General features: G+C 58.3%; 18 protein-coding genes and 2 pseudogenes. 18 read left to right on the top strand and 2 right to left on the bottom strand.

The window, feature by feature from the left end:
• Positions 1-414 precede the first annotated feature (414 nt).
• Together ypfJ and CAURIC_RS05485 are read right to left on the bottom strand one after the other, a co-directional pair.
• Positions 415-1,341, bottom strand: a complete 927-nt coding sequence (ypfJ, locus tag CAURIC_RS05490) for a KPN_02809 family neutral zinc metallopeptidase (protein WP_035112987.1) — start codon at positions 1,339-1,341, stop codon at positions 415-417.
• A complete protein-coding gene (locus CAURIC_RS05485; RefSeq protein WP_156963330.1) occupies positions 1,331-1,690 on the bottom strand; it encodes a hypothetical protein in 360 nt (119 codons plus the stop codon). Before CAURIC_RS05485 ends, ypfJ begins: the two co-directional genes overlap by 11 nt.
• Positions 1,691-1,820: 130 nt before the next feature.
• Between CAURIC_RS05485 and CAURIC_RS05480 the strand changes: the two genes are divergently transcribed.
• From CAURIC_RS05480 to pyrR, 18 genes and pseudogenes are all read left to right on the top strand, one after another.
• Complete coding sequence (locus CAURIC_RS05480) at positions 1,821-2,522, top strand: helix-turn-helix domain-containing protein (RefSeq protein WP_235700636.1); 702 nt, start codon at positions 1,821-1,823, stop codon at positions 2,520-2,522.
• Between the two features lie 294 nt (positions 2,523-2,816).
• Positions 2,817-3,275 (top strand): annotated as a pseudogene (locus CAURIC_RS05475) (IS30 family transposase); the annotation flags it as partial.
• Positions 3,276-3,800: 525 nt separating this feature from the next.
• On the top strand, positions 3,801-5,588 hold the full coding sequence (aspS, locus tag CAURIC_RS05470) for an aspartate--tRNA ligase (RefSeq protein ID WP_290181991.1): 1,788 nt from the start codon (positions 3,801-3,803) through the stop codon (positions 5,586-5,588).
• Positions 5,589-5,617: 29 nt separating this feature from the next.
• Complete coding sequence (locus CAURIC_RS05465) at positions 5,618-6,880, top strand: phosphotransferase family protein (protein ID WP_035113124.1); 1,263 nt, start codon at positions 5,618-5,620, stop codon at positions 6,878-6,880.
• A 132-nt stretch (positions 6,881-7,012) separates the two neighbouring features.
• Complete coding sequence (locus CAURIC_RS05460; protein ID WP_035113188.1) at positions 7,013-8,467, top strand: replication-associated recombination protein A; 1,455 nt, start codon at positions 7,013-7,015, stop codon at positions 8,465-8,467.
• A 90-nt stretch (positions 8,468-8,557) separates the two neighbouring features.
• Complete coding sequence (gene alaS, locus CAURIC_RS05455; protein WP_290181987.1) at positions 8,558-11,221, top strand: alanine--tRNA ligase; 2,664 nt, start codon at positions 8,558-8,560, stop codon at positions 11,219-11,221.
• Positions 11,214-11,759 carry a Holliday junction resolvase RuvX gene (ruvX, locus tag CAURIC_RS05450; protein WP_052094726.1) on the top strand — a complete coding sequence of 182 codons (546 nt, stop codon included), beginning with the start codon at positions 11,214-11,216 and terminating at the stop codon, positions 11,757-11,759. The genes alaS and ruvX overlap by 8 nt, the downstream gene beginning before the upstream one ends.
• A 92-nt stretch (positions 11,760-11,851) precedes the next feature.
• Positions 11,852-12,988 (top strand): endolytic transglycosylase MltG, encoded by a 1,137-nt coding sequence (gene mltG, locus CAURIC_RS05445; protein WP_290181983.1) that lies wholly within the window; start codon positions 11,852-11,854, stop codon positions 12,986-12,988.
• Positions 12,989-14,056 carry a shikimate dehydrogenase family protein gene (locus CAURIC_RS05440; protein WP_035113125.1) on the top strand — a complete coding sequence of 356 codons (1,068 nt, stop codon included), beginning with the start codon at positions 12,989-12,991 and terminating at the stop codon, positions 14,054-14,056.
• 145 nt (positions 14,057-14,201) lie between these two features.
• Positions 14,202-14,669 carry a prepilin peptidase gene (locus CAURIC_RS05435; protein ID WP_172644027.1) on the top strand — a complete coding sequence of 156 codons (468 nt, stop codon included), beginning with the start codon at positions 14,202-14,204 and terminating at the stop codon, positions 14,667-14,669.
• A gap of 13 nt (positions 14,670-14,682) precedes the next feature.
• Positions 14,683-15,909: a chorismate synthase gene (gene aroC / locus CAURIC_RS05430; RefSeq protein WP_084588072.1), complete on the top strand. Its 1,227-nt coding sequence runs from the start codon at positions 14,683-14,685 to the stop codon at positions 15,907-15,909.
• A complete protein-coding gene (locus tag CAURIC_RS05425; RefSeq protein WP_035113129.1) occupies positions 15,906-16,442 on the top strand; it encodes a shikimate kinase in 537 nt (178 codons plus the stop codon). Before aroC ends, CAURIC_RS05425 begins: the two co-directional genes overlap by 4 nt.
• 24 nt (positions 16,443-16,466) lie before the next feature.
• Positions 16,467-17,540, top strand: coding sequence for a 3-dehydroquinate synthase (gene aroB, locus CAURIC_RS05420; protein ID WP_290183408.1), 1,074 nt, complete (start codon positions 16,467-16,469; stop codon positions 17,538-17,540).
• A gap of 22 nt (positions 17,541-17,562) precedes the next feature.
• A complete protein-coding gene (aroQ, locus tag CAURIC_RS05415; RefSeq protein WP_035113130.1) occupies positions 17,563-18,000 on the top strand; it encodes a type II 3-dehydroquinate dehydratase in 438 nt (145 codons plus the stop codon).
• Between the two features lie 33 nt (positions 18,001-18,033).
• The gene (locus CAURIC_RS05410; RefSeq protein WP_052094728.1) at positions 18,034-19,125 is read left to right on the top strand and encodes a M24 family metallopeptidase; all 1,092 of its coding nucleotides are present in this window, start codon (positions 18,034-18,036) and stop codon (positions 19,123-19,125) included.
• A gap of 123 nt (positions 19,126-19,248) precedes the next feature.
• On the top strand, positions 19,249-19,812 hold the full coding sequence (gene efp / locus CAURIC_RS05405) for an elongation factor P (protein ID WP_035113131.1): 564 nt from the start codon (positions 19,249-19,251) through the stop codon (positions 19,810-19,812).
• 108 nt (positions 19,813-19,920) lie between these two features.
• Positions 19,921-20,448, top strand: a pseudogene (nusB, locus tag CAURIC_RS05400) (transcription antitermination factor NusB); the annotation flags it as partial.
• Positions 20,449-20,730: 282 nt separating this feature from the next.
• On the top strand, positions 20,731-21,324 hold the full coding sequence (gene pyrR / locus CAURIC_RS05395) for a bifunctional pyr operon transcriptional regulator/uracil phosphoribosyltransferase PyrR (RefSeq protein WP_035113132.1): 594 nt from the start codon (positions 20,731-20,733) through the stop codon (positions 21,322-21,324).
• The last annotated feature ends 5 nt before the right edge of the window (positions 21,325-21,329 follow it).

Below are 21,329 nucleotides of genomic sequence, written 5' to 3'. Positions count from 1 at the left end.
GTCCTTGATGGATTTATGCTTGCGTGACTTGTGCTTGCTGGATTTGTGCTTGTGTGACTTGTGCTTGATGTACTCCCATTGCGGATTCCGTTTTACGGAGTGCACCCGGCAGGGTTTGCGACAGTTAGAACCAGCGTCCATTGCATGGGTGCTGTGGCGCCCGTTATCTGCTGTGCGCACCTGAGAGGGTTTGCGACAGTTAGAACCAGCGTCCATTGCATGGGTGCTGTGGCGCCCGTTATCTGCTGTGCGCACCTGAGAGGGTTTGCGACAGTTAGAACCAGCGTCCATTGCATGGGTGCTGCGGCGCCCGTCATCTGCTGTGCGCACCTGGAAGACGAGGTCCTGCGCAACACCAGAAGCATAGAAAAAGGGCGCGGCGGTGAGAAATCACCCGCCGGCCCTCTTTCCGGTTTAGCGCCTGAAATTTTGGCGACAGCTATCAACCGTGCCGCCTTGGTAGCCCCGCATGAACCATTCCACGCGCTGCTTAGAAGATCCGTGGGTCCACTTATCGGGTTGAACGCCGCCACCGGAGCTTTCCTGGATATGATCGTCTCCGATGGATTGTGCGGAACGAACGGCCTCATCAACCTGGTTTTGGGTGATCGGATCCAGCACCGCATCTGGCCCCTTGTCCGCGTTCTGTGCCCAAACACCCGCGTAGCAATCGGCTTGCAGTTCCATCTTTACTGCGTTGGAATCTGGACCAGGCTGGTTGTAATCCGAAAGACCCAAATTGCCCTCGATGTTTTGAATGTGGTGGCCAAACTCGTGGGCTACAACGTACTCCTGGGAAAACGGTGCGTCCGAACCACCGAGCTTCTTCAACTCACTGAAGAACTTTGTGGAGATGTACACAGTTTGATCGGAGGGGCAGTAGAACGGACCCGTTTGGGCCATATTCGCGGAGCCACAACCGGAGTTGACCTGGCCATTGCCCAGCTTCAAACCCGGCTGAGAGTAGTCTTGGCCGATTTCAGCTGGAGCGGCCTTGCTCCAGAATTTATCCAGGGACTTTGCCGTGGCCAACATGCGACAATCATCGTCGTTGTTGGCATCTTCGGCGGTTTTGCAGTGAGCGAAGGAACCCGAGCCACCCTGTTGACTAGCTTGTTGGCTGCTACCTCCACCGAACATGCCCAAGCCGCCGTTCATAAAGAAAAGGATGGCGCCGAAGATCAGAATGCCGGGGATGCCGAACTTTCGGCCGATGACGCTGCCGAGGATCCACATCAGTGGACCACCACCGCCGCCACCACGCATGCCGCCACCAAAACCAGCGCCACCTGCAGAACTTCCGCGGTCGCTGTAGTCGCCAAGGTTGTTGTTAAAAGTCACACGTTAAATCGTGCCACATTTCCGCATTTCCCGCGTCATCTTCTAGGCGCAACCTATAGGGAAGTGCTTGCAAACCGATACGGCGCGGGACGTTGCGATCATCTTTTACTTGCACCCTAGGGGAGGTCGCTGCGGAGGTGAAATGGGTATTTCGATAAGGGTTTTCAACTCTGCGGGCGAGGTTGTTAAGGGTGTAGGAGTCCTGCTGCTTTGCATAGGTGATGTGGTTTTTAGCATTGCGAAGGGTCGATTGGAATTGACGCGCCCGAGGCTGCTTGTAAAAGAGTGGGGGCTTGACAAGGCGGAAGGGATTAAGGAGGAACGACAGGATGTGCAGGGTGGAGGGCATAGGGGCCTCTTCTGAATGCTCAGGTACCAATGATCTCGCGCTGAACCACGAATGTGCAGCAGAAGTCCAACAAAAATGAGGGTGGGGTCTAGTGGTGAATGCAACACCCTGATTTGTTCATGAGGTGTTGATGATGTCCTACACTCCCGATCCTGCTGTTGTTGCTGCTTTCGACCTGATCGCGAACCACCGCTACAGCGCACTGCACGCAGCCCAAGCCACTGGCTGTACCGACCGTGCGTTGCGGGACTACATCACAAGCCAAGGTGCGCGCCTTGCGCGGGGACGTGGTGGTGGTCTTGCCACCCACAAGACAACCACCCAGATGATGGTCATGTTCTTAGCATGTGCTGGGCGAAGTGATCACGATATTGCCGCCAGAACTGGTGTCCACCCAGTTACCGTGTACCGGTGGGTACATAATTCTGTCATGCCTGTGTCCCGCCCGTCGGTATCGTCGACAAGTAACCGTGATCAACCCATTGTGTTGTCAGTAGACCCCGTGGTGGTGAATTATCAGCCAGCGACAGTCAAAGTCGGCCGGGGTATGCGCTTAACCGCGTTCGACAGGGTCTACATCAAGTTTTGCCTAGATCAGAGTTATTCCATCCGCCGCACCGCCCGACAACTCGGCAGGCATCCCAGCGTGATCAGCCGCGAGGTAACCCGCAACAGTATCGACGGGGTGTATCACCCACTGATAGCCCAGCAACGCAGCATCGATGCAGCCAAACGCCCGAAACCGCGAAAACTTGATGCTCATACCACGTTACGACGTATCGTCATTCGACTGCTTGAACCGGCAGGTCTCACCGAAACGTATTGTAGCTAGGCTGAAACGTTTATCCGGCATTCATCAGGAGTTGACCTTGTCACACGAAACGATTTACCAAGCCCTCTACGTCCAAGCAGCTGGTGGGCTACGCCATGAGTTAACCGTCGACTACGCCCTTTCGGTCAGGTCGCACAGGACGACGACCCCGCTCGAAGCTACCGACTCGCGGGCGCGGGGCGAAACCATGGGTTCATGGCGCGACAATACTCCACCCGCCCACCACACGCTGCTGACCGGGCGGTGCCAGGGCATTGGGAAGGTGATCTCGTGTGAGGCGCTCAGGGTGGAAAGCACGCGATCATCACCTTGATAGAACGGCATAGCCGGTTGTTCATGGCCAGGTTGTTAACCACCGATCACACGTCCCAGACCGTGGTCACCGCGTTGAAAGACATGCTCGGGCAGATCAACCAGATGGCTATCGCCCCAGACCGTCGTGTCCAGACCCTGACCTGGGATCAGGGAGCGGAAATGGCTGCCAGTGGTCAGCTGGCCGAACATTTTGAGGGGTTGAAGCTCTACTTCTGCGATCCGCACTCCCCATGGCAGCGGCCGAGTAACGAGAATATTAATGCCGAGCTACGCCGATTCATTCCGAAAGGCACCGATCTTGCCACGGTGACCCATGAGCAACTCCAGGAATATGAAGACCTCATCAACGACACTCCACGGGTGGTGCTAGATGGACTGACCCCGAGGGAAGTATTCTTTAACCTCGATCCATCCGAAGATGTTGCATTCACCGCCTGACCCTTCCCGTGATTTTGTCAGAGTTCTGCTGCACATTGTGGGAATGAGGGCGTGGGGTAGGGCGTGGGGTGGTGGGTACTCAGCCCCCAACCCCGTTCGCTACCCGAGGGGTGCGAACTAGGGTTCGAACTAGGGCTAGGGCGTGGGGTGGTGGGTACCCAGCCCCCCAACCTCGTTTGCTACCCGAGGGGTGCGAGCTAGGGTGCGAGCTCGGGTTCGAACTAGGGCTAGGGCGTGGGGTGGTGGGTACCCAGCCGCCAACGCTATTCGTTGCTGGGGAGAGAGGGGGGCGTCGGAAAAAAGTCGTGAGCCTTCACAACGTGCCGGCGGATTAGCGAGCGCTGCCCCAAGGAACAAAAGGGGCAAATGGTTGGCCCGCAAAATGCCAGGAAGGTTGTCAGCTGTGAGAGAGAATCCCAGCCACCGGGTTGAGGGGATGAGGCTGGGCCGGAGAGAGGGCTACAGAGCAAATGCGGTAAGCTGAGGGGTCGATTGCACACTTAGAGGAAAAGGAACGTTGTAAACGTGTTGCGGACGCATCTTGCGGGCGAACTTCGTCCAGAAAACATTGGCCAAGAAGTTACCCTTACCGGTTGGGTGGGGCGCCGTCGTGATCACGGTGGCGTGATCTTTATCGACATGCGCGATCGCTCCGGCATCGCACAGGTAGTCTTCCGCGAGTCGGAAGTTGCCGAGCGCGCGCATGATCTCCGCAGCGAATACTGCATCAAGGTCACCGGAATCGTTGAGGCCCGTCCTGAGGGGTCAGAAAACCCCAATCTTCCATCGGGCGGCGTCGAGGTTAACGTTTCGGCTCTTGAGGTTCTCAACGCTTCGGCCGCTCTACCATTCCAGATTGACGATCCTTCTTCTGCTGGTGAAGTGGGAGAGGAAACCCGCCTGAAGTACCGCTACCTGGATCTGCGCCGCAAGACCCAGGGTGATGCGCTGCGCTTGCGCTCCAAGGTCAATGCGGCAGCCCGTAGTGTGCTAGCACGTCACGATTTCACGGAGATCGAAACCCCTACGCTGACCCGCTCCACCCCTGAGGGCGCCCGTGACTTCCTAGTTCCCGCGCGTCTAAAGCCGGGCACGTTTTATGCATTGCCACAGTCTCCACAGCTGTTCAAGCAGCTACTGATGGTCGCGGGTATGGAGCGTTATTACCAGATCGCCCGCTGCTACCGCGACGAGGATTTCCGTGCCGACCGCCAGCCGGAGTTTACTCAGCTGGACGTTGAGATGAGCTTCGTGGATCAGGAAGATGTCATCGCCCTGGCCGAGGAAATCTTGGTGGCCATTTGGAAAGAAATCGGTTACGAAATCTCCACGCCGATCCCACGCATGACGTACGCCGATGCGATGCGCCTGTACGGTTCCGATAAGCCAGACCTGCGCTTCGACATTCAGATCACCGAGTGCACCGACTTTTTCAAGGACACGACGTTCCGCGTGTTCCAGAATGAATACGTGGGCGCAGTAGTCATGGAAGGTGGCGCTGGACAGCCTCGCCGTCAGCTGGATGCTTGGCAGGAGTGGGCTAAGCAGCGTGGCGCCAAGGGCTTGGCATACATCCTAGTGGGCGAGGACGGTGAGCTGTCCGGCCCTGTGGCCAAGAACATCACCGAAGAAGAGCGCGCGGGCATCGCTGATCACGTGGGCGCAAAGCCAGGCGACTGCATCTTCTTCGCCGCCGGCGAGACCAAGTCTTCTCGCGCTCTGCTCGGTGCAGCTCGCGGTGAGATCGCAAACAAGTTGGGCTTGATCAAGGAAGGGGACTGGGCCTTCACGTGGGTTGTGGATGCTCCTCTGTTCGAGCCCGCAGCTGATGCCACTGCATCCGGTGACGTGGCGCTGGGCAATAGCGCGTGGACGGCAGTGCACCACGCATTTACTTCCCCAAAGCCGGAATTTCTGGACACATTCGATACGGATCCCGGCTCCGCACTAGCTTACGCTTACGATATCGTGTGTAACGGCAATGAGATCGGGGGCGGTTCTATTCGTATTCACCGTCACGATATCCAGGAGCGTGTATTCAAGGTCATGGGTATCTCTGAGGAGGAGGCGCAGGAGAAGTTCGGCTTCCTGCTGGATGCCTTCGCGTTCGGTGCTCCACCACACGGCGGTATCGCATTCGGATGGGACCGTATCGTGAGCCTGCTGGGTGGGTTCTCCTCCATCCGCGATGTGATTGCCTTCCCTAAGTCCGGTGGTGGTGTGGATCCGCTTACCGATGCCCCAGGCGAGATTTCTGCAGCTCAGCGGAAGGAATCCGGCATCGATTTCAAGCCAAAGAGCAAGCCTCAGTAGCAGGTCCCGCGAGGAAAGGTACAACCCACGTGCAATCGGTAGAAGCCACCATGGATGCGGCCCGCCACCTGCTGGCGGCCCGTTTTGGTGGCACCCCGGAGCTTTCTATGCCCGAGGATTTGGGAGGGGATGGCCCGGCTTTAGTTCTCCGTTGCCGTGTGACGCCCAACCCTTTCCTCCACGAACGCACGGTTGTCATCAAACAGTTGCCCCCGGCCAATGCTGGCACGGCGCCGGTCGTCGACGGGCAACCTGAGCCTGAAAGCACGAACGCCGGTGGCATCGACTCCGTCGCGATGAACAACCTCAGCCTCATCAGGGAAGTGGTAGCCTACCAATACACGAATACCCTTCCTGAGGCTTGCCGCCCGGGCCCCTTGCTGTTGGCTTACGACATCGAGCAACGCATTCTTATTCTTTCTGACGCCGGCGACGGGCCGAACTACACCGATATCCTCACGCTTCATGAGCCCGAGGAACGGTTGGTGGCGGTGCGTAAACTGGGACGACGGTTGGGCAAAATGCACGCCAATACGTTTGGGGGGCATTCGTCTTATGAAACTTTGATGAAGCGCCAGTGTATAAAACACGGGATGGATTCCGGTTTCATCGCTGAATCTGATGTGGATATTGCCAAGCTAATCCGGCAAGGATTAGGGCTGCTTCGGGAAAATCAGGTGGTGATACCTGATGAGGTGGTTGCCTTTGCTGAAGAGTCCGCGGATCGTCAGTCGCGTACTGACCTGCTAGCATTCACGCCTTTCGACCTCACTCCAGACAACATTATGTTGGCAAACCAGGTGGTTTTCCTCGATTACGAATGGGCGAGTTTCCGTGACATAGCGTTCGACGTGGCGTGCGTGATCGCGGGATTCCCTCAGGATAACTCCACGCCGGCGTTGGAAGACCGCGAAATTCGGGACTTCATTTCCGCGTGGCGCGCTGAAGTATGGTCGGTGTGGCCCGCAGCTAAAGACGATGAGGTCGTTGCCCGAGGTTTGATGACCGCGCTCATTGGCTGGGCTTTTATGTCCCTGATGATGCTGCACTATGGTCGGCTCAATCTGGAGCGCAGCCGTGGATTCTATCCAGCTGAGGCCGCCGATCTCAGCCGGGATCTCGCCCAGTTGTCAGATGCTCAGCTGCAGGACCTCGCCACAACTGTCGATGCGATCAAACGGGTCGCCGGCATTTATACCGTGGTGGATTTCTCTGCTGTTCGGGATTGGACCGTAGAGTTACTGCGGATTCTTGCGCGCCTTGGGGCGCATCCGCAATCGCGGGTGGTGTAACTGTTGGGGGACGACTTGTTCAATCAAGGCTGGGATTCCGCTTCCGATGCCGGCCAGTTCGGTTCTGACTACCCCAATTCGAACCAGTTCACCGCAGGCCGATTCAGCGAAAGCTCCCCAGCGGACGCGGACGTGCACCATTCTAACCACCAGCAGTCTCCCTACGGTGGTGCAAGTAGTGCTGCCCGTCGCTATTTCCACCCCGGTTCGCATGCCCCCTTAGCGGTGCGCATGCGTCCGCGTAGTCTAGATGAGGTCGTAGGGCAGGAGAGTGTTCTAGGCGAGGGATCCCCCTTGCGTCGGCTCATCGAGGGGCGCGGGGATAGTTCGGTGATTCTCTACGGCCCACCCGGCACAGGTAAAACTACGATCGCTAGCTTGATTTCGGCCGCCTCCGATCGTCACTTCGAAGCGCTCAGTGCTCTCAACTCCGGGGTGAAAGAGGTACGCGCGGTTATCGAGTCTGCCCGTCAGCGTCTCGTCCACGGCCGTTCCACTGTGTTGTTCATTGACGAGGTCCATCGTTTTTCCAAAACGCAGCAGGATGCACTGCTTTCTGCCGTTGAAAATCGCACGGTGTTGCTCGTCGCCGCGACAACGGAAAACCCCAGTTTTTCCGTGGTTTCCCCGCTACTGAGCCGTTCCTTGCTGGTCCAGCTCCAGCCACTGTCGGATGCCAATATCGCCGAGGTACTCACCCGTGCCATCTCGGATCCGCGTGGATTGGCTGGGGCAGTGACTCTTTCCGACGCTGCCCTGGGCCAACTGGTTGCACTGTCAGCTGGGGATGCGCGCCGAAGCTTGACGTATCTGGAGGCCGCCTCCGAATCCGTGCTGGCGGAACGGGCACACAGTGGCGCATCAGATGCTGCAGCGAACGAACGGGCACGCAGCGGCGCACCGGATGCTGCAGCGAACGAACGGGCACGCAGCGGCGTACCAGATGCCCCAGTGGAAATCACACTGGACGATATTAAGCGATCCATCAATAAAGCCGTGGTTCGTTACGATCGCGATGGCGATCAGCACTATGACGTTACGAGTGCTTTTATCAAGTCCATCCGTGGCTCGGACCCCGATGCTGCGCTTCACTACTTAGCGCGCATGATCGCGGCAGGGGAGGATCCGCGGTTCATTGCGCGACGACTGGTCATCCATGCCAGTGAGGACATTGGTATGGCCGATCCCACTGCGATACAGGTGGCGGTAGCTGCCCACCAAGCAGTTAGCTTCATTGGTATGCCGGAGGGGCGCCTGTCCCTGGCGCAGGCCACATTGCACTTGGCGACCGCTCCCAAGTCCAACTCGGTAATCAACTCTATCGGCAAGGCTCTGGCGGACGTGGACGCGGGCAAGGGGACCACCGTGCCGCCGCATCTGCGCGACGGTCACTATCAGGGTGCGCGTGAGATGGGCAACGCCGTGGGTTATGACTATCCCCATGATGACCCACGGGGAGTGGTGCAACAGCAGTACTTGCCCGATGATTTGCAGGACGCGCGTTATTACGAGCCCACTATGCACGGCAATGAACGCACGATAAACCAGAGGATGGAAAAGGTGCGCCGCATCGTGCGTGGCGAGTAGTCATTGCACCTCAATACCCCAACGTTTCATCCTCGGTCTAGAATAGGAACGTTGTAGTTACCCGTCGCCGAGATTTGAGGGATTAGTCACGTGCAAACGCATGAAATTCGCGAGCGCTTTATCAAGCACTTCACCAACGCTGGGCACACCGAGGTCCCCAGCGCCTCGCTGATTCTCGACGATCCAAACCTGCTGTTCGTCAACGCCGGCATGGTTCCCTTCAAGCCCTACTTCCTGGGCCAGCAAAACCCACCATTCAACACGGCCACCAGCATTCAGAAATGCGTTCGCACTCTCGACATTGAAGAAGTTGGCGTGACTACCCGTCACAACACGTTCTTCCAGATGGCGGGCAACTTTTCTTTTGGCGACTACTTCAAGGAAGGCGCCATTAAGCACGCATGGGCCCTGTTGACGAACTCTCTAGAAGACGGTGGATTTGGTCTCGATCCAGACCGCCTGTGGGTCACTGTATTCACCGATGATGATGAAGCAGCACACATCTGGGAGAAGAAGGTCGGTGTTCCCGCCGAACGCATTCAGCGCTTGGGAATGGCTGATAACTACTGGTCGATGGGTATCCCTGGTCCCTGTGGGCCTTGTTCGGAAATCTACTATGACCGCGGTCCAGAGCACGGCCAAGAGGGCGGACCGGTCGTGGACGATACCCGATACATCGAAATCTGGAATCTCGTGTTTATGGAAAACGAGCGCGGTGAGGGCATCGGCAAAGACAACTTCGAGATCATTGGGCCCCTGCCCAAGAAGAACATCGACACCGGCATGGGCGTCGAACGAGTGGCTTGCATTCTCCAAGATGTGGAGAACGTCTACGAAACTGACCTTCTGCGCCCAGTGATTGATGAGGCAGAAAAGCTAACGGGTGCGGGCTATGGAGTGAACGACGTCGACAATATTCGTTTCCGCGTGATCGCTGATCACTGCCGCACCGGATTGATGCTGATGCTGGACGGTGTGACCCCGGGTAACGAGGGGCGTGGATACATTCTGCGCCGATTGCTGCGCCGCATCATTCGTTCTGCGCGTTTGCTCGGTGCGACCGGTGAGACCATGGAGCGGTTGATGGATACTGTGCGCCAGACCATGACCCCCTCCTATCCAGAGATCGCCAATAACTGGGAGCGCATCCGTTCCGTGGCTGTGGGTGAGGAGAAGGCATTCCTCAAGACGTTGGAATCGGGCTCCCAGTTGTTCGAGAATGCGGCGGCCCAAGCTAAGGCCGAAGGCAAGACCGTCGTGGACGGCGCCACCGCGTTCTCGCTACACGATACGCACGGCTTCCCCTTCGATTTGACCCTCGAAATGGCGAATGAAGCCGGCCTCTCCGTGGACGAGGAGGGTTTCCACTCCCTCATGGCCGAGCAAAAGGCCCGTGCCAAGGCTGATAACAACGCCAAGAAGATGGGGCATGCGGACGAATCTGTTTACCGTCCTTTCGTGGACAACCACCCGACCGTGTTCACGGGATACACCCAGCTGGAAGACGAGTCGGCGGTGCTAGCAATCATCAAGGATGGGCAACTTGTTGACCGCGTGGGGCAAAACGAACAAGCCCAAGTGATTGTGGATCGCACCCCGTTCTACGCCGAGGCCGGTGGTCAGATGGCTGATCGCGGTGAATTCCGCGGGCAGTCCGGCGCGGCGGACGTTCACGACGTACAAAAGGTGGGCAAGAAGGTCTGGGTACACTTCGCGACCGTTACCGGTGGCGAGCTTGCTGTGGGCCAGAAGCTCACCGCATCGGTAGACAATGCGTGGCGGCACCAGGCGCGCCAGGCACACTCCGGCACTCACCTGATTCACGCTGCATTGCGTGACGTGCTGGGGCCAACAGCCGTGCAGGCCGGTTCCATGAACCGCCCTGGCTACCTGCGTTTTGATTTCCAGTACGGCGAGCAGTTGACGGCTGATCAGATGACCCGCATTGAAAACATCGCCAACGGCGCCGTGGATAGTGACTACAAGGTCAACACCATTGAAACCTCGTTGGAAGAAGCCAAGGCCATGGGCGCAATGGCTCTATTCGGTGAGAACTACGGTGACCACGTTCGAGTCGTGGAAATTGGTGGACCTTTCTCCATGGAGTTGTGTGGCGGTATCCACGTGGATCACTCGTCGCAGATTGGCCCCATTGCCGTGCTTGGTGAATCCTCCGTTGGCTCTGGGGTACGCCGCATTGAGGCTTACACCGGTATGGACTCGTTCCGCTTCCTCTCCGGTGGAAAAAACGTCGTGGCCGATCTATCCGCCAACCTCAAGGCGCCTACCGAGGAACTGCCAGAGCGCGTGGACGCGTTGACTGCCAAGCTCAAGGCAGCGGAAAAGCAGATCCAACAGTTACGCAACCAGCAATTGCTAGCAGGTGTGGGCGAGATCGTGGCGAAGGCAGAAACGATCTCAGGCATCAAGGTGGTGGCCTCTCAGCTGCCGGATGGTGTGAGCGCAGGCGATGTGCGCACTATGGTGACCGATGCGAAAGCGCGATTCGGTACTGAAGCCGCCGTCATATTCTTCGCATCCACCGATGGGGGGAAGGTCCCATTCGTCGCCGCTGTTACCGATGCAGCAGTGGATCGCGGCGTGAAAGCCGGCGACCTCGTAAAGACCTTCGGGGACAAGGTAGCCGGGCGTGGCGGCGGAAAGCCTGCTTTGGCCCAAGGCTCCGGATCCGATCAAGCGGGCATTGCCTCTGGCCTAGAGGCAGTGAAGGCGCTGGTTCAGTCCAATGGCTAACCCGTCTTTGGACGGCTCGGACCGGGTCGTCGCTTTCTATGAACCGCAGCGCCCAGCAGCAGATGACGACCCCGGCCGGGGCCGTCGGCTGGGCATCGACGTGGGCACAGTGAGAATCGGTTTAGCTCTCAGCGATCCCGATGGCATCTTGGCATCCCCGCTACGCACCGTTCGTGCTACCGACGACGGGGGTGATGTGCGCCAGGTAGCAACGGAAGTCGAAGAGAACTTCGTAGTCGAAGTCATCATCGGCCTGCCCGTAGCCCTGCGGGGTAATTCCACCGCAAGCACAGACAAGGCATCCGCCTTTGCGGCGGCCCTCGCCGAAGAACTCGATTCGCGTCTTGGCCAGCGCGTACCTATCCGAATGGTCGATGAAAGAATGTCTACTGTGGCAGCCACAGCAGCCATGCATGCCTCTGGCGTCAATACAAAGAAGGGGCGCAAACGCATCGACCAAGCGGCGGCCGTCCACATTCTGCAGGGGTGGCTGGATGGACGTAAGCGTGTACTCAACACGCCGTATTCGGGCGAGTAATTGCCGAATTTGACTGTTTGTCATGTAACAATAGGCTCTACCATTCTTATGACGTGGTAGAGGACCTGACTGCGAGGAAAGGGAAGCAACGGATGCAACCGAAGTACAGGCGCCGTCGGCAATGGGCCGGTGCCTTATCGATAGCGCTTGTGCTCTTGCTTGTCGGCACACTGGGATACATCTGGTACCAGCGTGAGGTTGTCGGTACCCGAGACTACGCGGGTACGGGAAACGGGCGAATCGTGATGGTCCGCGTGGACGAAGGCGACTCGGTCGCGTCATTGGTTCCCGAGCTTGTTGAAAAGAACGTCGTTGGCTCCCGCCGCGCTTTGATGGCCGAAGTCTCCAAGGAAGCTCCAACACTACAAGCTGGTTACTACCCTCTTCAAGAGGAAATGTCGGCGAAGTCCGCTTTGGAGAAGCTGTCCGATGACAAGAATCGACGCGGTGTGGTAGATATCCCAACCGGTTTGACCCTCGAGGATGTCACCGTCGTCGGTGGCAAAACCCGCGAAGGCATCTACACCTTGGTCTCTAAGCAGACGTGCCAGGATGAAAACACCTGCATTAGTAAGGAAAAGCTGCGCGAGGCGGTGTCCCAGACGTCCCCCGCAGACCTCGGGGTTCCGGAGTGGGCGCGTGAGCCCGTGAGCCGCCGAGGTGATGATCCTAAACGAATTGAAGGCCTCGTTGCTCCGGGAATTCACTTGTTCAATCCCACCAGTGATCCAATTACCATCATGCGCACGCTGTTGGATTCCTCAGCGGAGCAATACGAGAACACCGGGTTGGTTTCTGCTGCGGGCAAGATTGGGCTGACCCCCTACGAGATGGTCACGGCCGCGTCCTTGATTGAGCGCGAGGCCCCAGCTAACGACTTCGACAAGGTGGGGCGTGTCATCCTCAACCGCCTGAAGATCGATCAGAAGCTGGAGTTCGACTCTACGGTTAACTACTCTCTTTCCGAGCAGGAGGTCGCCACGACTGACAGCGACCGTAAGCGCGTTACCCCATGGAATACCTACGCGAAGCAAGGCCTGCCCGATACTCCGATCGCATCCCCGGGTCTCAAGGCACTGCATGCGATCGAGAACCCAGCCATGGGCGACTGGCTGTATTTCGTGACGATCGACAAGGACGGCACCACCGTCTTTAACCGCGAATTCAGTGAGCACGAAAAGGCTATCGAACAATCTCGCTCCAACGGTGTTCTGGACTCTGGACGGTAAATGAGTACGAACGAGCTTCCGGATAGCGGCTTCCTCACAGTTGATGAATTCTTGGGGTTGGCAAACCCGCGGTGCGCGGTACTGGGCCGCCCCATTGCCCATTCGCTGTCCCCGCAGTTGCACACCGCCGGTTACCGTGCGGTGGGGTTGGACGATATGTCCTATTACCGCGTGGAAGCGGGTGAAGCCAAGGAAATCCGCCGTGTGATGAAGGCAGCGCAGAATGTGCCGGGGATTAGGGGGTTTTCGGTCACTATGCCGGGCAAACAAGCCGCGCTTGAACTTGCCGATATGGCGACCGAGCGGGCCTTGAGAATTGGTTCCGCTAACACCCTGGTTCCACGTTTAATTGATGGCGCGCCAGTTCAGCCAGCAATGCAGGCACCAGGCCAGCCGCCGAACCTAGCGGGGGACCAGGTATTAGACCAAGGGGCAATTGGGTTCGCGGACCAGCCGTTCGACCAGACCCCGGCCCAGGCTCTTGTATCCGCCACGACGTCTTCCGCGGAACCCCGCGTGCAGTGGTTGGCGGACAACACCGATGTCGATGGTGTGTCACGCTGTCTGGAACACGTAACCGCCACCGGGGCCCCGGATCTGCCCGGAACTTCTGCGGTGGTCATTGGCAATGGTGGCACCGCGCGCCCGGCAGTAGCAGCCCTGGCGGCGGCGGGCGTGCGCAGCATCACCGTCCTGGCGCGTTCTGAGCGTGCTCTGAACTTGCAATCTCTCGTCGAGGGCCTGGGGATGGAATTCACTTGGGCACGCTTTGATGATGTAGCCCTAGAGGCCACGGTCCGCGGCTCCAGCGTGGTGATCTCCACAGTGCCCGCCGAGGCTGCCGAGCCCCTTGTTCCCGCCCTGCTGACGGCGCATGCCATCGTGGACGTGATCTATGATCCCTATCCCACACCATTACTCAGCGCCGCCCGCGATGCCGGTCTGCCCCACGCGGATGGCTTACGTATGCTGGCGGGTCAAGCCGAGGAGCAGTTTCGCCTTTTCACCGGGCACACTAGCCCCGCCGGTCTTATGCTAGAAACCGTGCTGCACCTCAGAGTGCAGTAACCGTCGGTTTGCTCTGCAGCGCGCTAGCACATTCGCGGCTTGGGGGTCTGTCCGTGCGCTCGATGATGGTGGGGCCGTTGCAGCACGCTAGTGGATTTTTGATTCCGGACCGGGGAAGTTGCGTCAATTTTTTGGGGGAAACGCTGTGGTCAGCACCGTGCCGTCGTGGACGGAATCTGTTGTGTGGGTGGCTTACGCAATCTGGGCTGGGTGGATCTTTTGGTTCGACGCCACCACGCGTCGGATACCCAACAACCTCACCGGGCCGCCGGCGGTCGTCACCGCGGTGTTGACGTGTGTTTTGCCCGGTTGGCATCCTTGGCAACTCATCGGGGGAGTGATATGGGCGGGATTTATCGTGGTCGCGCCGATCCTCAACAGCCGGATGACGGTCGGTGGAGGGGATGCGAAGCTCGCCTTTACTTTGGGCACATTGGCTATGAGCCTTGGGTTTTGGGGCCTATGGATCGCAATGGCAGTGACGGGCGCGGTGGGCGTCGGAATAAGCATGGTGGTTACAGCCAACCGAAAGGATCCGTACACACCACACGGTCCCGCGATGATCCTTGGGACTAGTGCTGTGGTAGTGGGGATGGTTCTGATCGGGTCGTAGTAATATGTACGGCATGCTCAGATGGACCACTGCCGGTGAATCGCACGGCCAAGCCCTGATTTCTCTCATTGAAAACCTCCCTGCAGGTTTGAGTGTGACCCGCGAAGAGGTATCTCGTCAGCTCGCCCGCCGCCGTCTTGGTTATGGTCGCGGTGCCCGCATGAAGTTCGAAGCCGATGAGGTGACATTCCTTTCCGGTGTGCGCCATGGTCTCACACTGGGCAGTCCGGTTGCGGTGATGATTGGCAATACCGAATGGCCCAAGTGGACCACGATTATGTCTGCCGATCCCATTGATACCTCCGATCCGGGCATCGTTAAGGAGATGGACAGTGGCCGTGGTGCCCGCTTGACCCGCCCACGCCCAGGTCATGCGGATTTCTCCGGCATGATCAAATATGGCCACACGGAAGCTCGGCCGATCCTAGAGCGCTCCAGTGCCCGCGAAACCGCGGCTCGAGTGGCTGCGGGCACGTTTGCGCGGGCGCTACTGCGCGAGGTGCTGGGTGTGGAAGTGTTCAGCCACGTTGTGTCAATCGGTAGATCCACCCCTTACACCGGCCCGGTGCCGGACTTCGACCAATTGGAGGACATCGACGCCTCCCCGGTCCGCGCGTGCAATGCCGACTCGGCCGAGGAAATGATTGACGAGATCAAGGCCGCGAAGAAGTCCGGTGACACGCTAGGAGGCATCGTCGAGGTTGTCGTTAAGGGCTTGCCCATTGGATTAGGGTCACACACTTCCGGTGAGGCTCGGCTGGACGCACAACTCGCGTCTGCGCTCATGGGTATTCAAGCTATCAAGGGCGTGGAAATCGGCGATGGCTTCGAGGAAGCCCGTCGCCGTGGATCGGAAGCCCACGATGAAATTGTGCGGGCAGAAAATGGTGAGGGTGTTTCTCGCTTGTCCAACCGGGCGGGAGGCATCGAAGGTGGAATGACTAATGGGGAAACCCTCATTGTTCGCGCTGCCATGAAGCCCATCAGCACCGTGCCCCGCGCATTGAAAACGGTTGACATGGATAACGGTGAAGCCGCGACGGGCATCCACCAGCGCTCCGATGTGTGCGCGGTTCCCGCAGCGGGAGTGGTAGCCGAAACCATGGTCGCCCTTGTATTAGCGCGGGCCGTGGTGGAGAAATTCGGTGGTGATAGCGTGGCTGAAATGAGACGCAACTTCGATAATTACCAGGCCTATGTACGTCAGCGGCTGGCTTGGGGGGAAGGGCAGGAATCATGAGTCCCCGCGTTGTGCTAGTCGGCATGCCCGGCAGCGGGAAAACCACCATCGGCCAACGCGTGGCCCATGCACTTGGAACCAGCTTTACCGATAGTGATCAACTCATCGCCGAAAAGTACGACATGCCGTGTGGAAAGGTTTTAGAGACCTTTGGTGAGGAGGAGTTTCGGCGCATCGAGCATGAAGTCGTTGCTGAAGCGCTCGGTGGAAACGGAGTTCTGGCCTTGGGCGGGGGAGCTGTGGTCCATCCCGGTACCCGGGAACTATTGGACGATCAGGTGGTCGTGCGCCTAGAGATCCCCATTGACGATGCCATGCAACGGCTGGAAGGTAATCGTAGCCGTCCGCTGTTGAATGTTGCCGATCCCCGGGCGGCCTATGAGAGGCTGCTTGCCCAGCGTGGGCCGTTGTATGAGGAAGTGTCCGATTACACCATCACTGGTGGTAACAAATCCTCCCAGCGCGTGGTGACCGAGATCCTCACCTTTATGGAGGATATTTACCCAGATCAGATGCGGCCAGAACGCCCGTAACCGCCCACTATTGGAAGTAAAGCAATGACCCAAATTCCCGTACATTCCGTCAACCCCTACGTGGTTCATATTGACCGCGGACTAGAGTTCGTTGCTGAGCAGGCGATGCGGGCTACGCAGAACGCGCAGACGTATTTGCTCGTTCATCAGCCGGCGCTGGCTGGGCGCGCTGCGGCTCTGGCGCAGATCCTTCGCGATAGTGACCGGTCGGTTCACCTCGTAGAGCTAGCCGATGCGGAGCGCGGTAAGACTATCGACGAAGCCACACGACTGTGGGCCGCGTGCGCTGATGCGGGTCTCACCCGGCACGATGCCGTTATCGGCTTGGGGGGAGGCGCTGCCACGGACGTGGCGGGCTTCATCGCTGCCACTTGGATGCGTGGGGTAGCCGTTATCCAGTGCCCAACTACTTTGCTGGCCATGGTTGACGCCGCGGTGGGCGGAAAAACCGGCATCAACACGGAAGCGGGGAAAAACCTCGTGGGTGCGTTCCATGAGCCAGCCACCGTTATAGTGGATTTGGACGTGCTGGAAACTTTGCCGTTGGCGGAAATCGTGGCGGGAAGCGCGGAGATCATCAAGGCCGGATTTATTCGTGATACCTCTATTTTGGATATCTACCTCAATGATCCCGATGCGGCGCTTGCTCCCCGGGGAACCTTGCCTGAGCTCATCGAAAAAGCTATTAAGGTAAAAGCGGATGTGGTGGGCAAGGATCTTAAAGAAAGCCACTTGCGCGAAATACTGAATTACGGGCACACATACGGTCATGCTGTGGAACACCACGAAAACTACACGTGGCCCCACGGTCACGCAGTGGCTGTAGGAATGGTGTTCGAAGCCGAGCTCGCACACGCGGCAGGGCTCCTCGACGGCGAGGCTGTGAAACTGCACCGACAAATCTTGCAGTCGGTGGGTCTTCCCATTCGTTACGACGGGGCGGATCTGCCGACGTTGAATGAAGCAATGTCTCGCGATAAGAAGAACAAAGCCGGTGTGACCCGTTTTGTGGTGCTGGATGGCATTGGCAGCCCAACCAGGCTGGAAGGGCCCAGTAACGAGCTGTTGGAAACCGCCTACGAACGTACTAGCCGCTAGTCAAAAATTGAGGAGAAACCCCATGCCACACGCGCCCGGTGTCGTCATCATCAATGGTCCCAACCTCAACCGGTTGGGCAAACGCCAACCGGAGGTGTATGGTTCCACGACCCTCGTGGATATTGAGAACATGGTGGCCAAGGAAGCCGAGCGGCTGGGCATTGCGGTGGACTTTTTCCAGTCAAATATCGAAGGTGAGTTGATCGAGCGCATTCACCGAGCCGCTGATGACGGACACGCAGTCATCATTAACCCGGGCGGTTTTACGCATACCTCGGTAGCTTTACGCGACTCACTGGCGGAAATTGCCGACGCGCAAGGCTTTATTGAGGTGCACATTTCTAATGTCCATGCCCGCGAGGAATTCCGGCACCATAGTTACCTTAGCCCTATTGCTGCCGGGGTTATTGCCGGTTTGGGCACCTATGGCTACGTAGCCGCACTACGCTATTTCGCTTAAGCAGATATTGCTTTTTTCATGGAAGGAAACAAAATGTCACTGACTATTTCACAAGACGTCGTTGCCAATTTCCAATCCCGACGCCACCGCGTCGCCAGCAGGATTCACGATGCAGGGGAAAACGCGCTCCTCGTCACCGATTTGAAGAATATTCAATACCTCACAGGATTTGCAGGGTCCAATGCCGTCCTACTCTTGCGCGCGGACGGGACTGCCGTGCTCGGTACCGATGGTCGGTACGACACGCAGATTCGCCTGGAGACTGGTGCGCCGGAAGACATCGACATTCGCATTGAAAACCGCCTGCTGCCAATGATGAAGGAGGTGGCCGGCGATCGGGGTTTCGCGGTGGAACCTAGCATGCCCATCGGTAGTGCCCGCGAATTGGGCGACCCAGCGGTTCTTTCCCAAGCTGTGGAATCTGAGCGTTTGGTGAAGGACGAGGCGGAAGTACGCGCCCTGCTCGCCGCCGGTGAGCTTGCCGATTCCGTGTGGACCCAATTCCTCGCCGAAGGTGGTATCCGCGAAGGGCTCACGGAAATTGAAGCTGCTGCGGACTTGGAGAACCGCCTTCGCCTGGCTGGGGCGCAAGCATTGAGTTTCGACACCATCCTGGCCAGCGGGGCGAACGGTGCTAAACCACATGCTGGTGTGTCTAAGGACAAGATCGTGCCAGGATTGGTGACGGTTGACTTCGGTGTTTACTTAGACGGATACGCCTCCGATCAAACGCGCGCCGTTTGCGTTGGAGAGCCCGACGAATTGGCCTATGAGATTTACGACACCGTATACCGTGCCCAGAAGGCTGGAGAAGCAGTAGTGCAGCCCGGCACCAGGTTGCGCACGGTTGATGAAGCCTGCCGTGACCTGATCACGGATGCCGGCTACGGGGAGTACTTCGTGCACTCCACCGGGCACGGCGTGGGACTTGACGTTCACGAATCCCCGCGTGCCGCAGCGGGCGTGGACGAGACTTCCATTTTGGAGCCGGGCATGACCATTACCGTGGAGCCCGGGATTTACCTTCCCGGTAAAACGGGGCTCCGGATTGAAAACACCTACGTGGTGACCAAGGACGGTCACATCAGCTGCAACGCCTCGCCCACGGAATTGGTGGTCGTCTAGAGCGTGGCGTCGAGGTGATAGAATACGTCACCGGTCAACTAAAGCGAGCCGCCAGGATAGCGCGATCGCCTGCAACAACCGCAGATATAAAACCCAGATAGCAACCATTGAGGAGATAGACACGTGGCAACTACCGCGGATTTCAAGAACGGTCTGGTTTTGAAGCTGGACAACAAACTGGTCCAGATCATCGAGTTCCAGCACGTTAAGCCAGGCAAGGGCCCAGCATTCGTTCGCACGAAGCTGAAGGAAATCCTGTCGGGTAAAACCATCGACAAGACTTTTAACGCCGGTGTCAAGGTAGAAACCGCTAACGTGGACCGTCGCGATATGACCTACCTTTACAACGACGGCACCAATTTCGTTCTCATGGACGAGAAGGACTACGAGCAAATCGAACTATCCCCGCACCTCATGGGTGAGGGCGCACGTTTCCTGCTGGAAAACACCACCGTGCAGGTTTCCTTCCACGAGGGCGAGGCACTGTTCGCCGAACTGCCCGTCTCTGTTGACCTGCGCATCGAACACACTGATCCAGGCCTGCAGGGCGACCGTTCCACCGGTGGCACCAAGCCCGCTACTTTGGAAACTGGTGCGGAGATCCAGGTGCCATTGTTCTTGGAGACCGGCAACGTGGTCCGCGTGGATACCCGTGACGGCTCCTACCTGTCGCGCGTCAGCAACTAAGTCGCGCACTTTAATCCCCAACCCGCAGCCGCCGCGATATTCACGGTCGGTTGCGGTCGATTTTTCCACCCCTCCATTTCGATCAGCGGAAAGCGGTTAATCCCCACTGTGAGCGGAAATAAGAACAACTACAGGCGACACGGCAGCAGGTTCAAGGCCCGCCGTCGTGCAGTAGACATCATCTTTGAAGCCGAGTTCCGTGATCTCGATCCCGTAAAGATCGTCGAAGAGCGCCGCGACCTATCGCGCGATCCCGCCAATGCGGTTAAGCCGGTCCCGGAGTACACCGCCACCATCGTGGAGGGAACCGCTACGCACCTGGATGCCATCGACGATGCGATCGCCTTGAACCTGGCTAGCGAGTGGCGCTTGGATCGCCTGCCTGCCGTCGATAGGGCTGTGTTACGCGTGGCCACTTGGGAATTGCTGTTCAACAGTGATGTTCCCAACCAGGTGGCCATGACCGAGGGCATCGAGTTGGCGGCGCAGTACTCCCACGACAAGGCACCTTCCTACGTCAATGCGGTACTGGACGGGGTGGCACGCGCGGCTGATTTGAAGTTGGCCGACGCCGCCGAGGCCAAAGCAACCGAATCTGATCGCGGGCCGGAGGAAGCCGAGGACGCGGAGCTGGATGCGCTCATCGGCAACGTTATCTCCGGCGACGGTCTCCAAGGCACTGCGGCCGCGCGCTCCGACTTGGTGGCTGGCGTTACCGACTCCGGTGCGGAAACAGCGTCCACAGAGGGCACTGAGGCCGCTGGCACTACCAGCGGCCCCGGAACTGACTCGCCTGGGGAGCAACCCCAGCCCTAAGGGGTAACCTCAGTTTCTATTCAGCGCAGCCGTGCTAAGGTTTACAACCGTAAAGAGACATCCTTTAACAGACCGCACAGAGAGGCGGGAAAGGAGGTCACGATGAACACGGCAGATGCATCGAACACGACTGTCCTACTCAATGAGGCAGACGTGGCACGTACTGTCGCGAGAATCGCGCACCAAATCATCGAGAAGACTGCCCTCGACAGCCAGGGCAGCAACCGCGTTGTGCTTTTGGGAATTCCATCGGGGGGTGTTCCGCTGGCCGAGCGCCTCGCGGAGCGCATCACCGCCTTTTCCGGGGTAGAGGTATTCCACGGCTCATTAGACATCACCTTGTACCGGGATGACTTGCGTACCAAAGCCCATCGCGCGCTGAAACCCACCCATATTCCCCGTGAGGGAATCGACGGCACCACTGTAGTACTGGTTGACGATGTGTTGTACTCCGGGCGTTCCATCCGGGCCGCCCTGGACGCGCTGCGAGATCTTGGTCGCGCTCACATGGTCCAGGTTGCAGTGCTGGTAGACCGCGGGCATCGCCAATTACCCATCCGGGCGGACTACGTGGGCAAGAACATTCCCACCTCCACCACGGAGGACATCACTGTTAGCCTCACGGAGCTCGACGGCCAAGATTTGGTGGAGCTGCACAAGCCGTGGGCGTCGGATGAAGAGAAAGCAGGGGAGTAGAAGCC

The sequence above is a fragment of the Corynebacterium auriscanis genome (assembly GCF_030408435.1).
Classification (GTDB): Bacteria; Actinomycetota; Actinomycetes; order Mycobacteriales; family Mycobacteriaceae; genus Corynebacterium; species Corynebacterium auriscanis.
Note: the sequence above shows the minus strand (reverse complement) of the source record. Positions and strands in the feature narration are given on the sequence as shown.

Excerpts from the sequence above, each read along its gene's own strand:
- CAURIC_RS05480 (WP_235700636.1), top strand. The coding sequence starts at position 1,821 with ATGATGTCCTACACTCCCGATCCTGCTGTTGTTGCTGCTTTCGACCTG.
- CAURIC_RS05410 (WP_052094728.1), top strand. The coding sequence starts at position 18,034 with ATGTCACTGACTATTTCACAAGACGTCGTTGCCAATTTCCAATCCCGA.
- pyrR (WP_035113132.1), top strand. The coding sequence starts at position 20,731 with ATGAACACGGCAGATGCATCGAACACGACTGTCCTACTCAATGAGGCA.
- aroC (WP_084588072.1), top strand. The coding sequence starts at position 14,683 with ATGCTCAGATGGACCACTGCCGGTGAATCGCACGGCCAAGCCCTGATT.
- mltG (WP_290181983.1), top strand. The coding sequence starts at position 11,852 with ATGCAACCGAAGTACAGGCGCCGTCGGCAATGGGCCGGTGCCTTATCG.
- CAURIC_RS05485 (WP_156963330.1), bottom strand. The coding sequence starts at position 1,690 with ATGCCCTCCACCCTGCACATCCTGTCGTTCCTCCTTAATCCCTTCCGC.
- CAURIC_RS05425 (WP_035113129.1), top strand. The coding sequence starts at position 15,906 with ATGAGTCCCCGCGTTGTGCTAGTCGGCATGCCCGGCAGCGGGAAAACC.
- aroQ (WP_035113130.1), top strand. The coding sequence starts at position 17,563 with ATGCCACACGCGCCCGGTGTCGTCATCATCAATGGTCCCAACCTCAAC.
- CAURIC_RS05440 (WP_035113125.1), top strand. The coding sequence starts at position 12,989 with ATGAGTACGAACGAGCTTCCGGATAGCGGCTTCCTCACAGTTGATGAA.
- aroB (WP_290183408.1), top strand. The coding sequence starts at position 16,467 with ATGACCCAAATTCCCGTACATTCCGTCAACCCCTACGTGGTTCATATT.
- ruvX (WP_052094726.1), top strand. The coding sequence starts at position 11,214 with ATGGCTAACCCGTCTTTGGACGGCTCGGACCGGGTCGTCGCTTTCTAT.